This is a genomic window from Variovorax soli (genome assembly GCF_031454625.1).
In the GTDB taxonomy this organism is placed as follows: domain Bacteria; phylum Pseudomonadota; class Gammaproteobacteria; order Burkholderiales; family Burkholderiaceae_C; genus Variovorax; species Variovorax soli_A.
In genome coordinates this window covers 461,673-480,564 of record NZ_JAVDRF010000001.1, presented here as the reverse complement: position 1 = coordinate 480,564, position 18,892 = coordinate 461,673, and the positions used below count along the sequence as shown (strand labels likewise).

Genomic DNA, 18,892 nt, shown 5'->3' with positions numbered 1-18,892 from the left:
GGACCGGGCTCAGCGCTTGGCGAACAGGCCGCCCAGCGCGGCCTCGATGACCAAGCCGAGCAGCGAATACAGCAGCGAGCCGATCAGCGCCGCCACGAAGCCGTTGACGTGGAAGCCCTGCAGCAGCCCCGAGGCGGCCCAGAACAGCAGCGCGTTGATCACGAACAGGAAGAGTCCCAGCGTGACGATGGTGACCGGCAGCGTGAGCACGACCAGCACGGGCCGCACCACCATGTTGAGCAGGCCGATCACGGCCGCGGCGATCAGCGCCGAGGTGAAGCTCGACACCTGCACGCCGGTGTAGACGTAGGTCACTGCAAGCAGCGCAAGCGCGCTCAGCAGCCACTTGATGACGAGGCGCATGCGTCCGGTGCGGCGAGCGCTCTATTCCGACAGCTCGTTGGCCAGCACCAGCAGTGCGCCCATGCCGAGCACCGCGCCGGGCAGAGCCCAGCCGGACTGGCCGGGCGACTGCACATCCGGGGCCACCGGTTCGAGATCCACGCCGATCTTGGGTCGGCGGGCGTCGATCACGCGGGCGGTGCCGTGCTCCAGCTTCAGGCGCTGCGTCAACTCGGCCAGCGGACCCTTGGCCAGCACGGTGGTGACGTGGCTGTTTTCGAGCTGTAGCAGCGGCAGCAGCTGCTCCTGCGTCTTCGCCAGCCACTTGCTGCGCCAGTTCTCGCGTGCGCTGTGGCTCACCCATTTGCTGATGCGATGCGTCATGCGCGGGGCGCAAGCCACCAGCACCCAATGGCGGGCACCTGTGCCGACCGCTTCCGGCGTGAGTCGCGAGAGCAGCTCGCGCGCATAGGACGCGTCATCGACATACAGAATGATCTTTTGCATGGTGCTCCTTGTGCCTTCGTTGGATTGACAGAGACTTTGGCGGCGAGATCAAGCGGTGGCAGTGTCGTGCGGCTTGGGCCGGCGCATGGCCACCCACTTGCCGATCGCCAGCACGAGCAGGGCGCCGCCGACACCGGCAATGTAGCGCACCGTGTCGGTCTGCGGCAGCTTCGGCACCCACGCCCAAGCGGCGGGGTTGACCACGGCGGGATCGCTGACGGCCATGGTGCCCGCGATCCAACCCAGCAGCATGCCGCCCAGCGTGATGATGACGGGGAAGCGGTCCATCAGCTTGATGACCAGCTGGCTGCCCCAGACGATGATCGGAATGCTCACCAGCAGGCCGAAGATCACCAGCGGCATCTGGTGGCCCTCGCCCGCACCCTGGGCGGCGCCCGCGATGGCGATCACGTTGTCCACGCTCATCACGAGGTCGGCCACGATCACGGTCTTGACGGCGGACCACAGTTTGTCACTGGCGGTGATGTTGCCGTGCGCATCGTCATGCTCGGGCGCGAGCAGCTTGACGCCGATCCACACCAGCAGCAGCGCGCCGGCCAGCTTCAGGAAGGGAATGGCCAGCAGGGTGAGCGCGAAGAAGATCAGGATCACGCGCAGCAGGATGGCGCCTGCCGTGCCCCAGAGGATGCCCTTGGTGCGTTGCGCGGGCGGCAGCTTGCGGCAGGCCAGCGCGATGACGACGGCGTTGTCGCCGCCCAGAAGGATGTCGATCATGATGATCTGACCGACGGCGACCCAGAATTCAGGGGTCAGGAACTGTTCCATAGCGTCCTCTGTTCGTGATGCTTCATCCCGTGCGACCCGGATCAAGCGGCTGAATGAGGACCGGTGGGTCCAGGACATGCAAACGCTTCGATCGAACTCGCGCGAGCTCTAATCGAAGGTCTTGCTCGGCAGTGCTGAACTGCCCGACAGGCCGGAAGTGTTGTCTTCGTATTGACGACCTGCCGAAGTCCGCCCTCGCGGAGGACGGGTGGGAGCTACTCCCCTTCGTGACGACGATTAGAGCATCGAGGCACCGGGGCTGGCAACCGGATTTTTATCGGGTCTTAAGAAAAAAGTGTCCGGATGCCGCGCCGTACGGCAATCTGCTGCTATCGATTTAAGAGCTAACCATCACCTTCGCCAGCAACCGGACTTTGCCGGGACTATGATGCCCAGCCGCATTTTTCCGATCCCTCATGGCCGCCATTCACATCACAGACATCGAGGCCGCCATCAACTACTGGCGCGACAGAAAACCTTCGCCCGACGGCATCACGCTCGCGCCGGAGCTGCGCGCGCTGGCCGAGGTCTATGCGCTGATGGTGTTCCATCACGAGGACGAGGCCGACGAGGTCGGCTTTCCGCCCAAGGCCTGGGACGCCTGGCTCGCCTGGTACCAGAGCACGCCCGACACGCCCTGCATCGCCATCTGCTCCACCAGCCAGGGCGACGACGAATGCAAGGGCTGCGGCCGCAGCTTCCACGAGGTGCAGCACTGGCCCTCGATGACGCCGGCCGAGAAGCGCGCCACGTGGCGTCGCATCACCATGCTCGACAAGGCCTGGCGCTTCAACCGCTATGCCGAACGCGCGCGCGAGGCCGAGCCCGTGTGGCCGGACGACGAGCCGGTGCCGGCCGAACCGGCGGAGCCGGCCGACCTGCCGCGCTGAGCGCAGCCCACCCGCCATGCGCCGCCTCGCACAAGCCCCCAACCTGGCGATCGCCACTCTCTGGGCCGATGCCTTGCGCGAGGAAGGCGTCGCAGTCTCCCTGCAGCGCGAATACCTCGGCGCGGCCGCCGGACAGCTGCCGCCCGATCAGTGCCTGCCCGAGATCTGGGTGGAGGACGAGGCCCAGTTCGAACGCGCAGAGCAGCTGCTCCACGCCCTGCAACACCGGCCGCAGCGGCGCTGGCAGTGCCGTTGCGGCGAGCTGGTCGAGGGCGGCTTCGAGCAGTGCTGGCGCTGCGGCGCGATGATGCCCGGCGGAGCCTGATCGGCCTTTACTTCCAGCGCAGCGGCTCGATGTCCACGCTGTGCGTGCCGTCGCCCAGCATCAGCGTGCCTTCCTGGATCGTGGCCTGCAACTGCATCGAGCGCTGCGCGAGCGCGGCCAGCGCCTGCGAGGCGGCGGTCGGCACGCGGTAGACGGCCAGGTTCTGCGGCCGCGTGAGTTTGTTCTCGATGCCGCGCCACCAGACCTCGGCCGCATGGTGGAAGGCGTAGACGATCGTCTCGTCCGCCTTGCCGCAGGCCTTGATGACCGGCTTTTCCTCCGGCTGCCCGACCTCGATCCACAGACGCACCGCGCCGGTGAAGTCGCGCAGCCACACGTCGGGCTCGTCCGGATTCGACAGGCCGGCACCGAAAGCCAGCGTGCCGTCGCCCTGGCACACGTCCTGCAGCTTGTAAGCGTTGAGCGCCAGCGCGACCAGCCGGATCATCATCCGCTCGTCCGTCTCGCTCGGATGGCGCGCGAGCGTGAGCGCATGGTCGGCGTAGTAGCCGTGGTCGATGTCGGCCACCGCGAGCGTGGCCTTGAAGATGGTGGATTTGAGCGCCATGGGGTCGCGAGTGTAGGCGGCCCCGCAGCCGCGCTCAGGACGTCTGCGCCCGCCGCGCCAGCTCCGCTGCCTTGCCGGTGTAGCTGCCCGGCGTCATGGCCAGCAGCCGCTCCTTCTCGGGCTCCGGGATCTCGAGCGAGCGGATCAGCGTGTGCAGGGCCTCGGCGGTCACCGTCTTGCCGCGCGTGACGTCCTTGAGCTGCTCGTAGGCGCCTTGCACGCCAAAGCGCCGCATCACGGTCTGGATCGGCTCCGCCAGCACTTCCCAGGAGGCGTCGAGGTCCTCGGCCAGCGCCTCCTCGTTGAGCTCCAGCTTGCCCAGGCCGGTCGCCAGGCTGGCGTAGGCGAGCACCGCATAGCCGAAGGCCACGCCGATGTTGCGCAGCACGGTGCTGTCGGTCAGGTCGCGCTGCCAGCGGCTGATCGGCAGCTTCTCGCTCAGGTGGCGCAGCAGCGCGTTGGCCAGGCCCAGGTTGCCCTCGGCGTTCTCGAAATCGATCGGGTTGACCTTGTGCGGCATGGTCGAGGAGCCGATCTCGCCCTTCTTGAGCCGCTGCTTGAAATAGCCCAGGCCCACATAGCCCCAGACGTCCCGCGCGAAGTCGACCAGGATGGTGTTGGTCCTCGCCACCGCGTCGAAGAGCTCGGCCATGTAGTCGTGCGGCTCGATCTGGATGCTGTAGGGCTGGAAGCTGAGGCCCAGGCCCAGCGGCGCCGGCGTCTCGACCACCTTGCGGCTGAAGGCCTCCCAGTCGAACTCGGGCCAGGCCGCCATGTGCGCGTTGTAGTTGCCCACCGCGCCATTCATCTTGCCCAGCAGCGCCACGCCGGCGATGCGCTCGCGCGCCTTCGCCAGGCGCACCGCCACGTTCGCGATTTCCTTGCCGACGGTGGTCGGGCTCGCGGTCTGCCCGTGCGTGCGCGACAGCATCGGCACCTCGGCGAAGCGGCCTGCCATCTCGCGCAGGGTGGCGATCAGGCCGTCGATCGCGGGCAGCACGACCTTCTCGCGCGCCGCCTGGATCTGCAGCGCGTGGCTGGTGTTGTTGATGTCCTCGCTGGTACAGGCGAAATGCACGAACTCGGAGGCCGCGAGCAGCTCGGGCCGCGCCTCGAACTTGGACTTGATCCAGTACTCGACCGCCTTCACGTCGTGGTTGGTGGTCTTCTCGATCTGCTTGATCGCGATCGCGTCGGCTTCGGAAAAGTTGGAGACCAGGCCCAGCAGGTACTTGCGCGCGCCGCCGGTGAGCGGCTTGAACTCGGGGAAGCCGCAGTCCGACAGTGCGATGAACCACGCGACCTCGACCTGGACCCGTCGGTGCATGTAGCCCTGCTCGCTCATCAGGGGCCGCAGGGCCGAAAGCTTGGCGGCGTAGCGGCCGTCGAGCGGGGAAAGGGCGGAGACGGTGGAGAAGCTCATGCCCTGAATTTTAGGTGCCGCCCCGCGTCCTTCAATTTCAGTTGGCTGCCGCCTCGCTGAAGAAGGCGATGCGCTCGGCCGTCGCCGGGTGCGAGGAGAAGGCCAGGCCGATGGCGTCGTCGTCCTGCCCGGCGCGCTTCTGGCCGGCGCGCCAGCGCTCGATGGCTTCGAAGAAGCCGACCATGACGCGCGGCGAGATGCCCACGGCGCGCATCAGCCGCACCGATTCGGCGTCGGCCTCGCGCTCGGCATCGCGCGAGTACCCGAGCGTGGCCAGAACGACGGGCGCGCTGCCGATCAGCGTGCCGTAGTCGCCGAAGGCGGCCGACACCGCGAAGCCGACCGCCGAGGCCTGCACCAGCTGGCGCATCGCGTGGCGCAGCCGCACATGGCCGAACTCGTGGCCGAGCACGCCGAGCACCGCGTCGGAGTCGCCCGGCAGCAGACCCACCAGTTCGTCGGTCAGGATGATCGTGCCGCCCGGCAGCGCCAGCGCGTTGGGCCCGAGCCGCTCGTCGCGGGCACGCCGGAACTCCAGCTTCCAGGCCGGCGCGCCGTCGGGGTGGGCTGCCTGCACCATCCGCGCGAAGGCGCGGCGCAGGCGCTCCTGCTGCTCGGGGGCCAGCGCGCTGGGCGCCATCAAGGACTGGTCGATGGAGTCGAGCACTTCGGCGCCGATCAGCGCGTCCACGCGGGTCGGCACCGCGGCGGTCACGCCGCGCGCGACCCAGGGCAGGCCCCACTGGTACAGCGCTGTGCCGGCGGCGAGCAGCAGCGCCAGGGCCAGGGCCACGCCGCGCCAGTTCTGCTGCGCGCGCACCACCCAGCTCTCGCCGCGGCCGAGCTGGGCCACCCAGGCGTCCCAGGCCCCGACATCGATCGCCTGCACGCTGGCGCCCTGCGGCAGTTGCAGGAGGCGGCCGCCGTGGCGCGTGCGCTCGGGCCAGCGCAGCGGCGCCAGCGGCACGCTGAACGATGCAAAGGTTTCGCCGGGTGCGGGCGCAAGTGTCAGCACATCGCCCTGAACGTGCAGGCGCGCCGTCTGCGGCCGGCTGCTGCGGCCATCGAAGAAGCGGACTTCGAGGTCGGCATTCATCGGCGGACCTTGCCCTGGCTCGTCATGTCATGTGCGGCGCCCATCCGGCCGGCCGCGCGGAGCTCACAGGCCGATGTCCAGCCCGAACAGGTCGGCCGCCATGTCGCCGGTGGCGCCCGGGTCCTCACGCCCTGCCACCTGGCTGAGCTGGTCGAGTCCGAAGCGCGTCTGCAGCTCCACCGCCTCGATTTGGGCGCGCCGCGTGTTCACCACCGCAAAAGGCCAGTAGAGGCCGAGGGTGAGGAAGATCAAAAGGTAGTTCTTGCACTGCAGCCCCAGGTAGTTGCGGAACTTCAGGCGGCTGTCGAAACGCAGCACCTCGTTGCCGGTGGTCGACCACAGCAGGTTCTGCAGCCGCACCTGCAGGTAGGACTTGGGCAGGATGTTCATGAGCAGGATCGCGCCGAAGCCCATGAACGCCGCCACGATCACGAAGCCCGCCCCGACACCGGCCTTGCGCCCCGTGAAGGCGAAGAGACCCGCCACCACCATCAGGACTGCAAGGGCCGCGAAGCCGATCCCGACCAGCTTGATGAAGATGCCGTAGAGCACGCCCAGATCGGCCTTGAGCCGGGTTTGCAGCGCGCCGATGGCGTAGTTGTCGTGCTGGTAGCGCCGCACGCGCCAGAGGAAATAGGGCATGCCTGCGATGAAGGCCAGCATGCCCAGGCCGACCAGCCCGGTGCCCACGGCCGAGACGGCGGGGGGCTTGCCCTCCACCGGCACGCCCGCCATCGCCCCCGCCAGCGCCACCGGCAGCAGCGCGAGGGCCAGCGGGGGCAGCATGCAGGCGTAAGCGCCGGCGGTGTCGCCCGCGAAATGGAAGCGCAGGCCCCGCCAGCTGGTGTTGGCGAGCCGAAAGCGCATCGCCGCGCGGAACAGGGCTGGCCACAGGGCCACGAAGGCCAGTGCCGCCAGCAGCGCCGCCCAGCCCGAGAAGTTGCTGCCCACCGAATAGGCGATCAGGAAGCAGCCGGCGATCAGCGTGCCGCGCAGCATCTTGGCCGGCTCGCCGTGGAAATCCAGCGCGTCCCCGCCAACCCAGGTGTTGCTGTAGAAGTACTTGAGCTTGCGCACCTTGGCCCAGGGCAGATAGATGCCGAAGGTGAGGACGATGAGCAGCAGGTTCACGATCCAGATGCGGAAATACTCGCTGCCGCTGGCCGTGAACTCGATCGGATGGCGCTCGGGCGCGGTATCTGCGCTCGCTTCTGTGACCATGTTCTCCCACCTTCTCCCTCGTTGGAATGGAAGCCGGATTCTGCACTGCGCACCTTCCCCTAGAATCAAAACGCTACAACGACGACCCTGAGGGGAGAGAGCCCGCATGAAACTGATCGGATCTACTGCCAGCCCTTTTGTGCGCAAGGTGCGCGTGGTCATGGCCGAGAAGCGGCTCGACTACCAGTTCGTGATCGAGGACGTCTGGTCCGACGACACGACCATCGCCAGCTCCAACCCCCTGGGCAAGGTGCCCTGCCTGATCATGGACGCCAGCGAGGCCATGTTCGACTCGCGCGTCATCGTCGAGTACCTGGACACCCTGTCGCCGGTCGGCAAGCTGATCCCGCAGCCCGGCCGCGAGCGCGCCGAGGTCAAGACCTGGGAGGCTCTGGCCGACGGCGTGATGGACGCCGGCGTGCTCTGGCGCCTCGAGGCCACCTGGCCTCGCCGCGCAGACGGCGAGCGCAGCCAGGCCTGGATCGACCGCCAGCGTGCCAAGGTCAAGGCCGGCATCGCCGCCATGGCCAAGGGCCTCGGGGACAAGCCCTTTTGCAGCGGCATCCATCTGAGCCTGTCGGACATCTCGGTCGGCTGCGCGCTCGGCTGGATCGGCTTCCGCTTCCCGGAGATCGACTGGCGCGGCGAGCACCCGAATCTCGGCAAGCTCTACGACAAGCTGATGCTGCGTCCCAGCTTCGCCGACACGGCGCCGTAAACCTCAGAGCGGCCCAGACAACGAAAAGCCCCGCAGTGCGGGGCTTTTTGCTGATGAACATCAAGGATCGGCTCTGGCGGTTCGGAACCTGAAGCGAGATAAAAATGTTGCGAGGCGCCCCGAAACGAAGGAGGGAGGGAGGGAGGAGGAGAAGAATCGCCTCGGGATTTCAGCCGGACGTCAGGCGCCCGGAAGGCCTCGCAACATGAAAAACATTCGGGTCCTTCACACCCGAACCGTTAGGAGCCCCGCCCGCCCGGGGCGGTTCCCCGGCCATTGGTAAGCGTTTGTGAACGAGGCCCCTCGCATCACTGCGGCGGGCGTAGACGCCGCCTCATTCACTGGGGCCCGAGCTGCTTCTCCAGCTCACGCACAAAGGCGCGGTCGTCCGGCGAAGTCAGGCTCGAATACGACGCCACCACCTTGCCCTCACGGCTGATCAGGTACTTGTAGAAATTCCACTTGGGAGTCGTGCCGGAGGTCTGCGCCAGCTCCTTGAACAGGGCGTTGGCGTCGGCGCCGCGCACCGATGACTTGGCGAACATCGGGAACTTCACACCGAAGGTGCTTTCGCAGAAATCCGCGATCTCCTTGTTGCTGCCGGTTTCTTGCGCGAAGTCGTTGGAGGGAAAGCCGAGCACCACGAGCCCGCGGGAGCGGTATTTGCTGTCCAGCGCCTCGAGCCCCTTGTACTGGGGCGTGAAGCCGCAGAAGCTCGCGGTGTTGACCACCAGCAGCACCTTGCCCGCATACTGGCACAGCGCCTGGGGTTTCTCGTCTTGCAAGCGCGGGAAGGTGTGCTGCAAGATGGGCGGGCAGCCGGGCGGGGCCACCGTGGCTTCAGCGGGCGTCGCGGTGACCTGGACCCCAGCGGCAGCGGGCAGCAGGCACGCGGCCACCGCCAAGGCCATGAAAAAGGAAGCGACAAAAGTCCGTCGAAGGAGGCTTTGCATGGCAGTTTCCAGAGTGGGCAAGGGGCTCGGCTGGGGCGGCGGCGCGAGCGTCTATACCGCATCATCGCGCGCTTGTCACGCGGGCGCCAAACCCCGCGTCTAAAATCGCCCGGTTCAGAAAGTCATTGATGCTCTACCCGGAACTTTTCAGACAGCTCGAATCCGTCCGCTGGGACATGGACAAGGACATCCCCTGGCAGTCCTTCGATGCGAGCCGGCTGTCGGAGGAACAGGCCCAGACCATCAAGATGAACGCCATCACCGAATGGGCCGCCCTGCCGGCCACCGAGATGTTCCTGCGCGACAACCGCCACGACAGCGATTTCTCCGCCTTCATGTCGATCTGGTTTTTCGAGGAGCAGAAGCATTCGCTGGTGCTGATGGAGTACCTCAAACGCTTCAGCCCGCAGCACGCCCCCACCGAGCAGGAACTGCACGAGGTGCGCTTCGACTTCGACCCCGCGCCGCCGCTCGAGACCCTGATGCTGCACTTCTGCGGCGAGATCCGCCTCAACCACTGGTACCGCCGCGCCGCCGAGTGGCACACCGAGCCGGTCATCAAGCACATCTACACCACCCTGAGCCAGGACGAGGCCCGCCACGGCGGCGCCTACCTGCGCTACATGAAGCGCGCGCTCGAAAAGTTCGGCGACGAGGCGCGCGCCGCCTTCACCAAGGTCGGCGTGCTGATGGCCAGCGCCCGGCGCACGGCCCAGGCGCTGCATCCGACCAACCTGCACGTCAACAAGACGCTGTTCCCCAAGGACACCATCCAGAGCCGCGTGCCCGATCCGGACTGGCTGGAGCACTGGCTGGACAAGCAGATCAAGTTCGACACCGTCTGGGAAAACAAGGTCGGCGAGCGCATCCTGCACAACCTGAGCCTGCTGATGAACCGCAGCTTCAAGACCGTGCAGGAACTCAACCGCTACCGCAAGGAGCTGGCCGCCACCCTCGGCCCGAAGGCCGAATACCAGGGCGCCTGAGCCCCCGCCGCGGGCGGCGCGTCACAGGAAGGGCACCGCGCCCGTCTCGTCGATATGGACGCTTCCACCCGCACCTTCGACCGCCACCGCAAGCGCCTGCTGGGCATTGCCTACCGCATGCTCGGCTCGCCCGCCGATGCCGAGGACGTCGTGCAGGACGCTTGGCTGCGCTGGAACGACGCCACCATCGATGCGCTGGACAGCCCCGAAGCCTGGCTGGTCACGGTGGTCACGCGCCTGTCGATCGATCGCCTGCGTGCCGCCAAGCTCCAGCGCGAGCACTACGAGGGCACCTGGCTGCCCGAGCCGCTGATGACCGATGCGCCGGCCTCACCCGAGCAGATGCTGGAGCGCGCCGACAACATCTCCGTGGCCTTCCTGGCCGTGCTGGAGCGCCTGGCGCCCGAGGCGCGCGCCGCCTTCCTGCTGCGCGAGGTCTTCGACGCCGACTACGCGGAACTGGCTCGCACGCTCGGCAAGAGCGAGGCGGCCTGCCGCCAGCTGGTGCACCGGGCCAAGGCCCAGATCCAGGACGAGCGCCCGCGTTTCGCGGTCGATCGCGATGCCCACCTGCGCCTGCTGCAAGGCTTTGCGCATGCCGCCGGCAGCGGCGACATGCAGCGGCTGAAGGAGCTCCTGGCCGAGGACGCGGAGCTGGTCGGCGACAGCGGCGGCAAGGTGCCGGCCTTTCGCAAGATGCTGCGCGGCGCCCAGCGCATCGCGCAGTACTTCTATGCGGTCCCGCGCCTGCTCGGCAATGGGTTGCGCCTGGAGCTTGCCGAGATCAACGGCGAGCCGGGGCTGCTGCGCTTCTTCAACGGCGCGCTGGAGTCGGTGCAGACGATCGAGACCGACGGCGAGCGCATCCTGCGCATCCATACGCAGCGCAATCCGGAGAAGCTGGCGCGGATCGCCGCGCAATTCTCGGCACGCGCCATCACGCGCGCCGAACTCGAGGCGCTGCGGACTGCCGCGCCGCCTGAAGAGCCGGCCTGATGGCACCGCAGCTCCCGGACAACGTCCGTCCTCTCGGCCTTCCGCTCAGCGCCGCTCGACGATCATCGGCACCAGCTGCAGGCCGTTTCGCACCTGCTCGGCCATGTCGCGGGCCTGGTCGCGCGAGGCGTAGGGCCCGGCCTGCAGCCGGTAGGTGCCGCGCTCCGCGAACACGTTGAGCGCGCCGGCCACCGCCGGCAGGCTGCGGGCCACCTGCTGCTGGAAGCGCTCCACCCCGTCGCGCTGGCTGAAGGCGCCCAGCTGGACCCAGAAGCCCGATGTCGCCATGGCCGGCGACGCCGGCGGGGATTCGTCGGCAGCGGCCTGGGCCGGTGCTGCCGTGGGTGGCTGCGACGGCAGCGGCGGCAGGGCCGCCAATTCGCGCACCTCCGTACGCGGCACGGCCACCACCGGCGATGTCAGTGCGGCGGGGACGGCAACGGCGTCTGACGCGGCGACCATGGGGGCGGCGGCCGGCGACACCGGCGGCACGGCCGCCGCCTGAGCCAGTGCGGTGTCGCCGCGGCGCCAGGTGCCGGCGCGGATGTCCGCATTCGTGATGCGCTCGATCTCCACCGGCGCCACGCCGCGCAGCAAGTCGAGCTTGTAGGCCGCGGTATAGCTCAGATCGATGATGCGGTCCTCGTGGAAAGGCCCGCGGTCGTTCACCCGCACGATCACCTCGCGCCCGTTGGCCGGGTTGCGCACGCGCACGTAGCTGGGCAGCGGCAGGGTCTTGTGCGCGGCCGTCATCGCGTACATGTCGTAGGGCTCGCCGTTGGCGGTGGTCTGCGCGTGGAACTTGCGGCCGTACCAGGAAGCCAGCCCGGTCTCCCGCCACGGCCGATCGTCGGTGATCGGCACGTAGGAGCGGCCCAGCACCACGTAGGGCTTGCTCGTGCCGCCGCTGCCGCGGATCGACTCGATGCGCGGCTCGGCGTCGGGCACCTGGCCGAGACCCGAAGGCGGATTGGCGTCGGCGCCGTCGCGGCCGATGCCACCGCCGCCGCGCGGACCGCTGGCGCAGCCGGCCAGCAGCACCAGCGCTGCGCCGGCGAGCAGCGCGAGGGCGCGCCCGTTCGCCGCCGCCCTAGCCAAACACCGCCTTCCACAGGGCAAGCATCGCCCCACGCTCGGCCATGAGCGCATTCATCGGCACCTGCGTCGGCTCTTCGTTGAGCCGGGCCCGGTGCTGCACGCGCCGCAGCTCGCGGTAGGCCGATGCGGCATTGCGCCCGACACCGTCGGGGAGCAGGCCCGCCTCCTCGGCACGGATCAGCAAGGCGATATTGCCCACGTTCGGAATCAGCTCGGGATGCGCCCTGGCCTCCGACAGCACCAGGAACTGCACCGCGAACTCGGCATCCACCATGCCGCCGGGGCTGTGCTTGACGTCGAAGCGATCGGGCTTGACCGGCCGCGCGGCGCGGACCTTCTCGCGCATGGCGACGATCTCGGCCTTGAGCGCGGCCCGGTCGCGCGGCGCCTTGATCACTGACTCGCGGATGCGGTCGAAGCGATCGCACAGCGAGCAGTCGCCGCTGTCCCCCGGCCTGGCAGCCATATCGACGAAGCGCGCGCGCGTCATGGCCTGGTGCTCCCAGGTCCAGGCCGTGTTGCTGCCCCGGCCCAGCTGGTATTTCTCGTAGGCGTCGAAGCTGGTGGTGAGCAGGCCCGAGTTGCCGTTGGGCCGAAGCGCCGTGTCGATCTCGAACAGGTCGCCCTCGCGGGTCTGGACCGTCAGCCAGTTGATCAGCTTGCGCACAAAGGCCGCATAGACCTCGCCGGCGCGCTCGTCGTCGTCGTCGTAGACGAACACGATGTCCAGGTCGCTGCCGTAGCCGAGCTCCTTGCCGCCCAGTTTCCCGTAGCCGATGATCGCGAAGCGCGGCGCCTCGCGGTGCGGGTTGCGCACATGCGGCCAGCACCAGCGCGCGGTCACGCGCAGCACCGTGTCGGCCAGCGCGCTCAGGTCGTCGGCCACCTGCTCGACGGTGATGCGGCCGTCGACATCGCGCGCCAGGGTGCGGAACAGCTCCGCGTGGTGCGCATGGCGCAGCAGGTTGAGCAGGCGCTCCTCGTCGTCCTCCCCGGTCTGGCGCAGCGAGAGGTGGCGCGCTTCCAGCTCGCGCTCGAACTCGGCGGGCGAGAAGCGCCCGGCCAGCATTTCGGGGCTGGCGAGCTCGTCGATCACGCCCGGGTGCTGCATCAGGTAGCGCGCGGGCCAGCGCGCCGAACCCAGGAGGCGCAGCAGCCGCTCCTGCACCGCCGGCCGCTCGACCAGCAAGGCGATGTAGTTCTCGCGCCGCATCAGCGGCTCGATCCAGTCGGCCCAGCGCAGCGCGCCCTCGATGTGGTGGCCGATCTGGCCTGCCGCCTCGCTGTCGGGCTCGCGCAGCCATTGGCCGGTGCGCTGCACCAGCTGGCGCAGGCGGGCGCGGGTCTCGTCGCGCAGGGCCTGCACGCGCGGGCTGTCGCACCAGGCCTGGATGCGCTCGGCAAAGGGCGACGGCAGCTCCTCGATCAAATCGCTCAGGTCGCCCGGCGCCGCACCGGACGACTTGCCGTTGCAGCGCGTGCAGGGCTGCTTCTTGCCGCCCAGCAGCTTGTCGAACTCCTGCGCCACGAACTCGCGATGCGCGTCCAGCTGCGCCAGGAACGGACAGCACTCGTCGTAGCCTAGCGTGCGTGCGATCCAGCGCAGGTCCTCGTCCTGCACGGGCAGCACGTGGGTCTGCTGGTCGTCCAGGTACTGGATGCGGTGCTCGACGCGGCGCAGGAACTCGTAGGCCGCAGCCAGTGCATCGGCCGTTTCCTGCGGCATCAGGTTGGCGCGTGCGAGGCGCTGCAGGGCGTCGAGCGTGGGCCGGGTGCGCAGCTCGGGGAACTGGCCGCCGCGCACCACCTGCAGCAGCTGCACGATGAATTCGATCTCGCGGATGCCGCCGCGCGAGAGCTTCACGTCGTTGGCACGCTCCGGCCGCCCGGCGCTGCGGCGCGCGGCCTGCTCGCGAATCTGCCGATGCAGCGTGCGCAGCGAGTCGAACACGCTGTAGTCGAGGTAGCGCCGGAAGACGAAGGGCAGCACCGCCGTGCGCAGCGCGTGGGCCGAGCCGTCGGCGATCACGCTCTGCGGCGCCACCACGCGGCTCTTGAGCCAGGCGAAGCGCTCCCATTCGCGGCCCTGGACCTGGAAATACTCCTCCAGTGCATCCAGCGAGACTACGCTGGGCCCCGAGTTGCCGTTGGGCCGCAGCGCAAGATCGACGCGGAACACGAAGCCGTGCTCGGTGGTGTCGCCCACCAGCGCGTAGATGCGCTTGACGGCGCGCGAGAAGAATTCCTGGTTGGCCAGCCGCGCACGCCCTTGCGCGTCGCCCGCGGTCTCGCCGTCGTGGTCGTAAAGGTAGATCAGGTCGATGTCGCTCGACACGTTGAGCTCGCGCGCGCCGAGCTTGCCCATGCCCACCACCCAGAGCTGGGCGCGCTGCCCGGCCGGGCCGATCGGTGCGCCGTGCTGCGCCTCGAGCTCGGCGCAGGCCGCGCGGCAGGCAACGTCGAGAGCGAACTCGGCCAGCTCGGTGACCGCGGTGGTGACCACTGCCAGCGCCGCGTGCTGTTCGCAGTCCAGCGTGATGAGCCGCTCCATCACCAGTTGCCGCACGATGCGCAATGCATCGGCCACGCTGTCGCCGCGTTCGCGCAGCGCGGCGTAAGCCTGCGCCATGGCGGCGCGCCGCGGTTCGCCGGCCGGCAGCAGCGCCAGCTCGCCCGCGTAGCGGCGGCGCAGGCGCTGCACGAAACGCGACGAGGCCGCAAGCGGCACATGCGGCACTTGCGGCGCGCCGGTTGCGCCGGCTTCGGTATCGGTCTGGGTGGAACCCGTTGGGAGGCTCGCAGTCATAATTCCCGTCACAGCGCGATCCTCAATGAACGACACGACGTCTTCCCCTTCACGTCTGCTCAAGATCACCGCTGTGGCGGCACGCTGGTTGTTGGGTTTGCTGATCGGTGCATGGCTGCTGCTTGCGCTGTCAGTCCTGGTCCTACACGGCTGGATTGTGCCGCGAATCGGCGAGTACCGTGGCGCGCTGGAAGCGCAGGCCAGCAAGGCGATCGGAGTGCCGGTGCGCATCGGCTCCATCACGGCGGACGGCAGTACCCTGTTCCCGAGCTTCGAGCTGCGCGATGTCGTGTTGCACGACCCCGCGCAGCGCGAGGCCCTGCGCCTGGCGCGGGTGGTGGCCAGCGTCTCCCCTCGCTCGCTCTTTCGCCTGAACTTCGAGCAGCTCTACCTCGAAGGCCCCGAGGTGGAGGTGCGCCGCGATGCTGCCGGCAAGCTGCACGTGGCGGGCTTCAGCATGGGCACCGACACCACCGGTGAAGGCCGTGGGGCCGACTGGTTCTTCGCCCAGCGCGAGTTCGTGATCCGCGGCGGCACCGTGCGCTGGACCGACGAGAGCCGCGGCGCACCGCCGCTCCTGCTGTCCGACGTGCAGTTCGTCGCCCGCAACGGGCCTCGCAGCCACACGATGCGCCTCGACGCCACGCCGCCCGCCGACTGGGGCGAGCGCTTCACGTTGCGCGGCGCATTCCGCCAGCCCCTCCTGTCGGTGCGCAGCGGCAACTGGCACACCTGGGACGGCGTGGCCTTCGCCGAGCTGCCGCGCATCGACATCCGCCAGCTGGGTCAGTACGTGACGCTCGACGCCCGCATCCGCGAAGGCCACGGCGCGCTGCGGGTCTGGGCCGATGTCGACGACGGCCAGATCGCCGGCGGCACGGCCGACCTGGCGCTGCTGCGCGTCGATGCCTCGCTGGGAAAGGCGCTCGAGCCGCTGATCCTGCGCGAAGTCACCGGCCGGCTGGCCGGGCGCATGACGCAGGAGGCCCTCGAGTTCTCCACCACCGACCTGCAGTTCCAGACCTCCGACGGCATGCGTTGGCCGGGTGGCAATCTCTGGTTCCAGCACCTGCCCGCCAAGGGCCGGATCGCCGAGCGCGGCGCGCTGCGCGCCGACCGGCTCGACCTCGCGGCGCTGGCCATGATTGCCGACCGGCTGCCGCTGGACGACAAAGCCCGCAGGACGATCGACGGCCTGTCGCCGCGGGGGCTGGTCGAGCGCATCGATGCCAGCTGGCAAGGCGCCCTGGGCGCGCCCGAGAAGTACCAGGCGCGCGGCCGTGTCAGCGGCTTCGGCGTCGCATCGAAGGCCGCCGAAGCCATTGCCGCACCCGCAGTACCGGCGGCACCCGTGCCGCGTTCCTCCGCGCCCGCTGCGGCGGCGCATGCAACGGCTGCGCCACCACCAGCCCGGGCCGGCGCACCCGGTATCCGCGGCGCCACCCTCGACTTCGACGCGACCCAGGCCGGCGGCAGCGCCGCCTTGGCCATCGCCAACGGCGCGCTGGATTTCCCCGGCGTGTTCGAAGACCCGGTGATCCCCGTCGACCAGCTGTCTGCCCAGCTCGTCTGGAAGGTCGACGGCAACAAGTCCCAGCTGCAGGTCTCCGGCCTCAAGTTCGCCAACGCCGATGCCGAGGGCGAGGCCCAGGCCAGCTGGCGCACCAGCGATCCGGCCAGCTCGGGCAGCCGCTCGCGCTTTCCCGGTGTGCTGGACCTGCAGGGCAAGCTGACGCGCGCCGACGGCACCCGCGTGTTCCGCTACCTGCCGCAGCACATCCCGAAGGAGACGCGCGATTACGTGCGCGACGCCGTGCAGAAGGGCACGGCCAGCGCGGTGGACTTCAAGGTCAAGGGCGACCTGTACGACATGCCCTTCACGGACCCGAAGCAGGGCGACTTCCGCATCGCCGCGCGGGTGGCGGACGTGTACTACGCCTACGTGCCGCCGCTGGCCGGCTCGGCGAAGAACTGGCCGGCCCTGAGCGGACTGTCCGGCGAGCTGGTCTTCGAGCGTGCGGGCATGCAAGTGCGCAATGCCCGCGGGCGCCTCGTGGGCGCGCCCGGCATCGAGGTGATCAAGGCCGAGGCCCAGATTCCCGACATGGGTCACCATGCGTCGCTGCTCAAGGTCGATGCCCAGGCCAAGGGGCCGCTGGCCGAGCTGCTGCGCGCCGGAGCGCCGCTGGCGGGCGAGGCCGGCCCCACCCTGGCGAACGCCCGCGCCACCGGCAGCGCCGACTACCGGCTGCGCCTGGAGCTGCCGCTGGCCGCCATGGAGAAGGCCAAGGTCCAGGCCAGCGTCGCGCTCACCGACAACGACCTCCAGATCCTGCCCGAGGCTCCCACCCTGAGCCAGGCCCGCGGCACGCTGAACTTCACGGAAGGCGGCTTCTCGCTGGCCGGCGTGCAGGCGCGCGCGCTCGGCGGGGCGCTGCGCATCGAGGGCGCGGGCCGCTGGGGCGCCACGCAGGAGCTGAGCCTGCGCATCCAGGGCAGCGCCAGCGCCGAGGGCCTGCGCGCGGCGCGCGAGGTCGACTGGCTTGCGCGACTGGCCAAGCACGCCACCGGCGGCACGCCCTACACGGCCGCCTTCTCGATGCGCGACGGCGCCTCCGAGTTCTCGCTGGCCAGCAGCCTGCAGGGCCTGGGGCTGCAGCTGCCGGCGCCGCTGGCCAAGGCGGCCGAGGAAGCGTTGCCGCTATCGATCGAGAAGAAGATCGTGCTGCGCGAGACCCGCGCCGGCGGCAGCCCGCTGCTGCAGGACCGGTTCTCCATCGAGCTGGGACGTGTCGGCTCGGCGTCCTACGTGCGCGACGTCTCCGGCAGCGAGGCCCGGGTGCTGCGCGGCGGCATCGGCATCGGCCTGTCGGCGGGCGAATCCGCGGCGGCGCCCGAGCGCGGCGTGCTCGCCAACATCCAGCTGGGGCGCATCGACGTCCCGGCCTGGCAGGCCTTGTTCGGCGACACCACCGGCAAGCCGGCCGAGGCGAGCGTGGGCGGGGACGACGCCTCGGCCTACCTGCCCACCGTCCTGGTGGTGCGCGCGCAGGAGCTCGCGGTCGGCGGGCGCACGCTGCACAACGTGGTGATGGGCGGCACCCGCGACGGCGCCCTCTGGCGCGCCAACATCGACGCCGCCGAGCTCAACGGCTACGCCGAGTACCGCAGCGCCCAGGCCGGGCGGCTCTATGCGCGGCTGGCGCGCCTCAAGATTGCACCCAGCACGGCCACGGCGGTCGAGTCGCTCCTGGACGAGCAGCCGAACGACCTGCCCGCACTGGACATCGTGGTCGACGACTTCGAGCTGCTGGGCCGGCGACTGGGCCGCGCCGAGATCGATGCCGTGAACCGCGGCGGCGCGGGGCGCGAATGGCGGCTCAACAAGCTGGGCTTCACCACGCCGGAGGCCAGCTTTTCGGCGCAGGGCGCCTGGGCCGCCGCGCCTGCCGGGAGCGGCGGGCGCGGGCGCGGCGAGCCACGCCGCACCACCATGGACTTCAAGCTCGACATCACCGACGCCGGCAACCTGCTCGGGCGCTTCGGCATGAAGGACGTGGTGCGCGCCGGCCGCGGCCGGCTCGAGGGCCAGGTGCACTGGAGCGGCTCGCCCTTCGCACTCGACTACCCCAGCCTGGGCGGCCAGCTGAAGATCGACGTCGAATCCGGCCAGTTCCTCAAGGCGGACCCGGGCATCGCCAAGCTGCTCGGCGTGCTGAGCCTGCAGGCACTGCCGCGGCGCCTCACCCTCGACTTCCGCGACGTGTTCAGCCAGGGCTTCAGCTTCGACTTCCTGCGCGGCGACGCCAAGGTCGACCAGGGCGTGGCCAGCACCAACAACCTGCAGATGAAGGGCGTCAACGCCGCCGTCCTGATGGACGGCTCGGCCGACATCGCGCACGAGACGCAGACCCTGCGCGTGGTCGTCGTACCCGAGATCAACGCCGGCACCGCCGCGCTGGTGGCGACCGCGATCAATCCCGCGATCGGGCTGGGCACCTTCCTCGCGCAGATGGTGCTGAGCCGCCCGCTCATCGCCGCCACCACGCAGGAGTTCCAGATCGAGGGCACCTGGGCCGACCCGAAGATCGTCAAGGTGCCGCGCCGCCTGCTGCCGGAGGCGCTGCGCGCGCCGGCGGCGCCCGCGGTACGCTGACGCAGCACCAACGATGCGCAC

The 18,892-nt window shown here is 69.4% G+C and carries 16 protein-coding genes; 6 read left to right on the top strand and 10 right to left on the bottom strand.

All coding sequences use genetic code 11. The features are described from left to right. Positions 1 to 9: 9 nt before the first annotated feature. The 3 genes from J2739_RS02355 to J2739_RS02345 are packed head-to-tail and all read right to left on the bottom strand — an operon-like array spanning position 10 to position 1,635. Entirely contained in the window at positions 10 to 363 is a 354-nt protein-coding gene (locus tag J2739_RS02355; RefSeq protein WP_309898120.1) for a phage holin family protein, read from the bottom strand. A 21-nt stretch (positions 364 to 384) separates the two neighbouring features. Next, positions 385 to 849, bottom strand: coding sequence for a hypothetical protein (locus tag J2739_RS02350; RefSeq protein WP_309898118.1), 465 nt, complete (start codon positions 847 to 849; stop codon positions 385 to 387). Positions 850 to 897: 48 nt separating this feature from the next. Continuing rightward, positions 898 to 1,635, bottom strand: a complete 738-nt coding sequence (locus tag J2739_RS02345) for a TerC family protein (protein WP_309898116.1) — start codon at positions 1,633 to 1,635, stop codon at positions 898 to 900. A 416-nt stretch (positions 1,636 to 2,051) separates the two neighbouring features. On the opposite strand from J2739_RS02345, the gene J2739_RS02340 reads away from it, so the two are divergent. Continuing rightward, positions 2,052 to 2,525 (top strand): DUF3717 domain-containing protein, encoded by a 474-nt coding sequence (locus J2739_RS02340; protein WP_309898114.1) that lies wholly within the window; start codon positions 2,052 to 2,054, stop codon positions 2,523 to 2,525. 16 nt (positions 2,526 to 2,541) lie between these two features. After that, entirely contained in the window at positions 2,542 to 2,850 is a 309-nt protein-coding gene (locus J2739_RS02335; protein ID WP_309898113.1) for a putative signal transducing protein, read from the top strand. Between the two features lie 7 nt (positions 2,851 to 2,857). On the opposite strand, the gene J2739_RS02330 is transcribed toward J2739_RS02335, so the two are convergent. The 4 genes from J2739_RS02330 to J2739_RS02315 form a co-directional block, all read right to left on the bottom strand. After that, positions 2,858 to 3,418 (bottom strand): YaeQ family protein, encoded by a 561-nt coding sequence (locus J2739_RS02330; protein ID WP_309898110.1) that lies wholly within the window; start codon positions 3,416 to 3,418, stop codon positions 2,858 to 2,860. A 34-nt stretch (positions 3,419 to 3,452) separates the two neighbouring features. After that, positions 3,453 to 4,841: an adenylosuccinate lyase gene (gene purB / locus J2739_RS02325; protein WP_309898109.1), complete on the bottom strand. Its 1,389-nt coding sequence runs from the start codon at positions 4,839 to 4,841 to the stop codon at positions 3,453 to 3,455. A 37-nt stretch (positions 4,842 to 4,878) separates the two neighbouring features. Next, entirely contained in the window at positions 4,879 to 5,937 is a 1,059-nt protein-coding gene (locus J2739_RS02320; RefSeq protein WP_309898107.1) for a M48 family metallopeptidase, read from the bottom strand. Between the two features lie 63 nt (positions 5,938 to 6,000). Beyond that, positions 6,001 to 7,158 (bottom strand): YjgN family protein, encoded by a 1,158-nt coding sequence (locus J2739_RS02315; RefSeq protein WP_309898105.1) that lies wholly within the window; start codon positions 7,156 to 7,158, stop codon positions 6,001 to 6,003. Between the two features lie 106 nt (positions 7,159 to 7,264). Between J2739_RS02315 and J2739_RS02310 the strand changes: the two genes are divergently transcribed. Then, on the top strand, positions 7,265 to 7,876 hold the full coding sequence (locus J2739_RS02310) for a glutathione S-transferase N-terminal domain-containing protein (RefSeq protein ID WP_309898103.1): 612 nt from the start codon (positions 7,265 to 7,267) through the stop codon (positions 7,874 to 7,876). Positions 7,877 to 8,214: 338 nt separating this feature from the next. Here J2739_RS02310 and J2739_RS02305 read toward each other — a convergent pair whose 3' ends face one another. Further along, positions 8,215 to 8,787: a glutathione peroxidase gene (locus tag J2739_RS02305; protein WP_405053817.1), complete on the bottom strand. Its 573-nt coding sequence runs from the start codon at positions 8,785 to 8,787 to the stop codon at positions 8,215 to 8,217. Positions 8,788 to 8,957: 170 nt separating this feature from the next. Between J2739_RS02305 and J2739_RS02300 the strand changes: the two genes are divergently transcribed. Both J2739_RS02300 and J2739_RS02295 read left to right on the top strand, forming a co-directional pair. Beyond that, complete coding sequence (locus J2739_RS02300) at positions 8,958 to 9,815, top strand: ferritin family protein (protein ID WP_309898100.1); 858 nt, start codon at positions 8,958 to 8,960, stop codon at positions 9,813 to 9,815. Positions 9,816 to 9,869: 54 nt separating this feature from the next. Then, positions 9,870 to 10,811, top strand: coding sequence for an RNA polymerase sigma-70 factor (locus J2739_RS02295; protein WP_309898098.1), 942 nt, complete (start codon positions 9,870 to 9,872; stop codon positions 10,809 to 10,811). A gap of 45 nt (positions 10,812 to 10,856) precedes the next feature. On the opposite strand, the gene J2739_RS02290 is transcribed toward J2739_RS02295, so the two are convergent. Both J2739_RS02290 and glnE read right to left on the bottom strand, forming a co-directional pair. Beyond that, a complete protein-coding gene (locus J2739_RS02290) occupies positions 10,857 to 11,909 on the bottom strand; it encodes a septal ring lytic transglycosylase RlpA family protein (RefSeq protein WP_309898096.1) in 1,053 nt (350 codons plus the stop codon). Next, positions 11,902 to 14,715 (bottom strand): bifunctional [glutamate--ammonia ligase]-adenylyl-L-tyrosine phosphorylase/[glutamate--ammonia-ligase] adenylyltransferase, encoded by a 2,814-nt coding sequence (glnE, locus tag J2739_RS02285; protein WP_309898094.1) that lies wholly within the window; start codon positions 14,713 to 14,715, stop codon positions 11,902 to 11,904. Before glnE ends, J2739_RS02290 begins: the two co-directional genes overlap by 8 nt. A gap of 25 nt (positions 14,716 to 14,740) precedes the next feature. On the opposite strand from glnE, the gene J2739_RS02280 reads away from it, so the two are divergent. Further along, positions 14,741 to 18,871, top strand: coding sequence for a YhdP family protein (locus J2739_RS02280; protein ID WP_309898092.1), 4,131 nt, complete (start codon positions 14,741 to 14,743; stop codon positions 18,869 to 18,871). Positions 18,872 to 18,892: the final 21 nt, after the last annotated feature.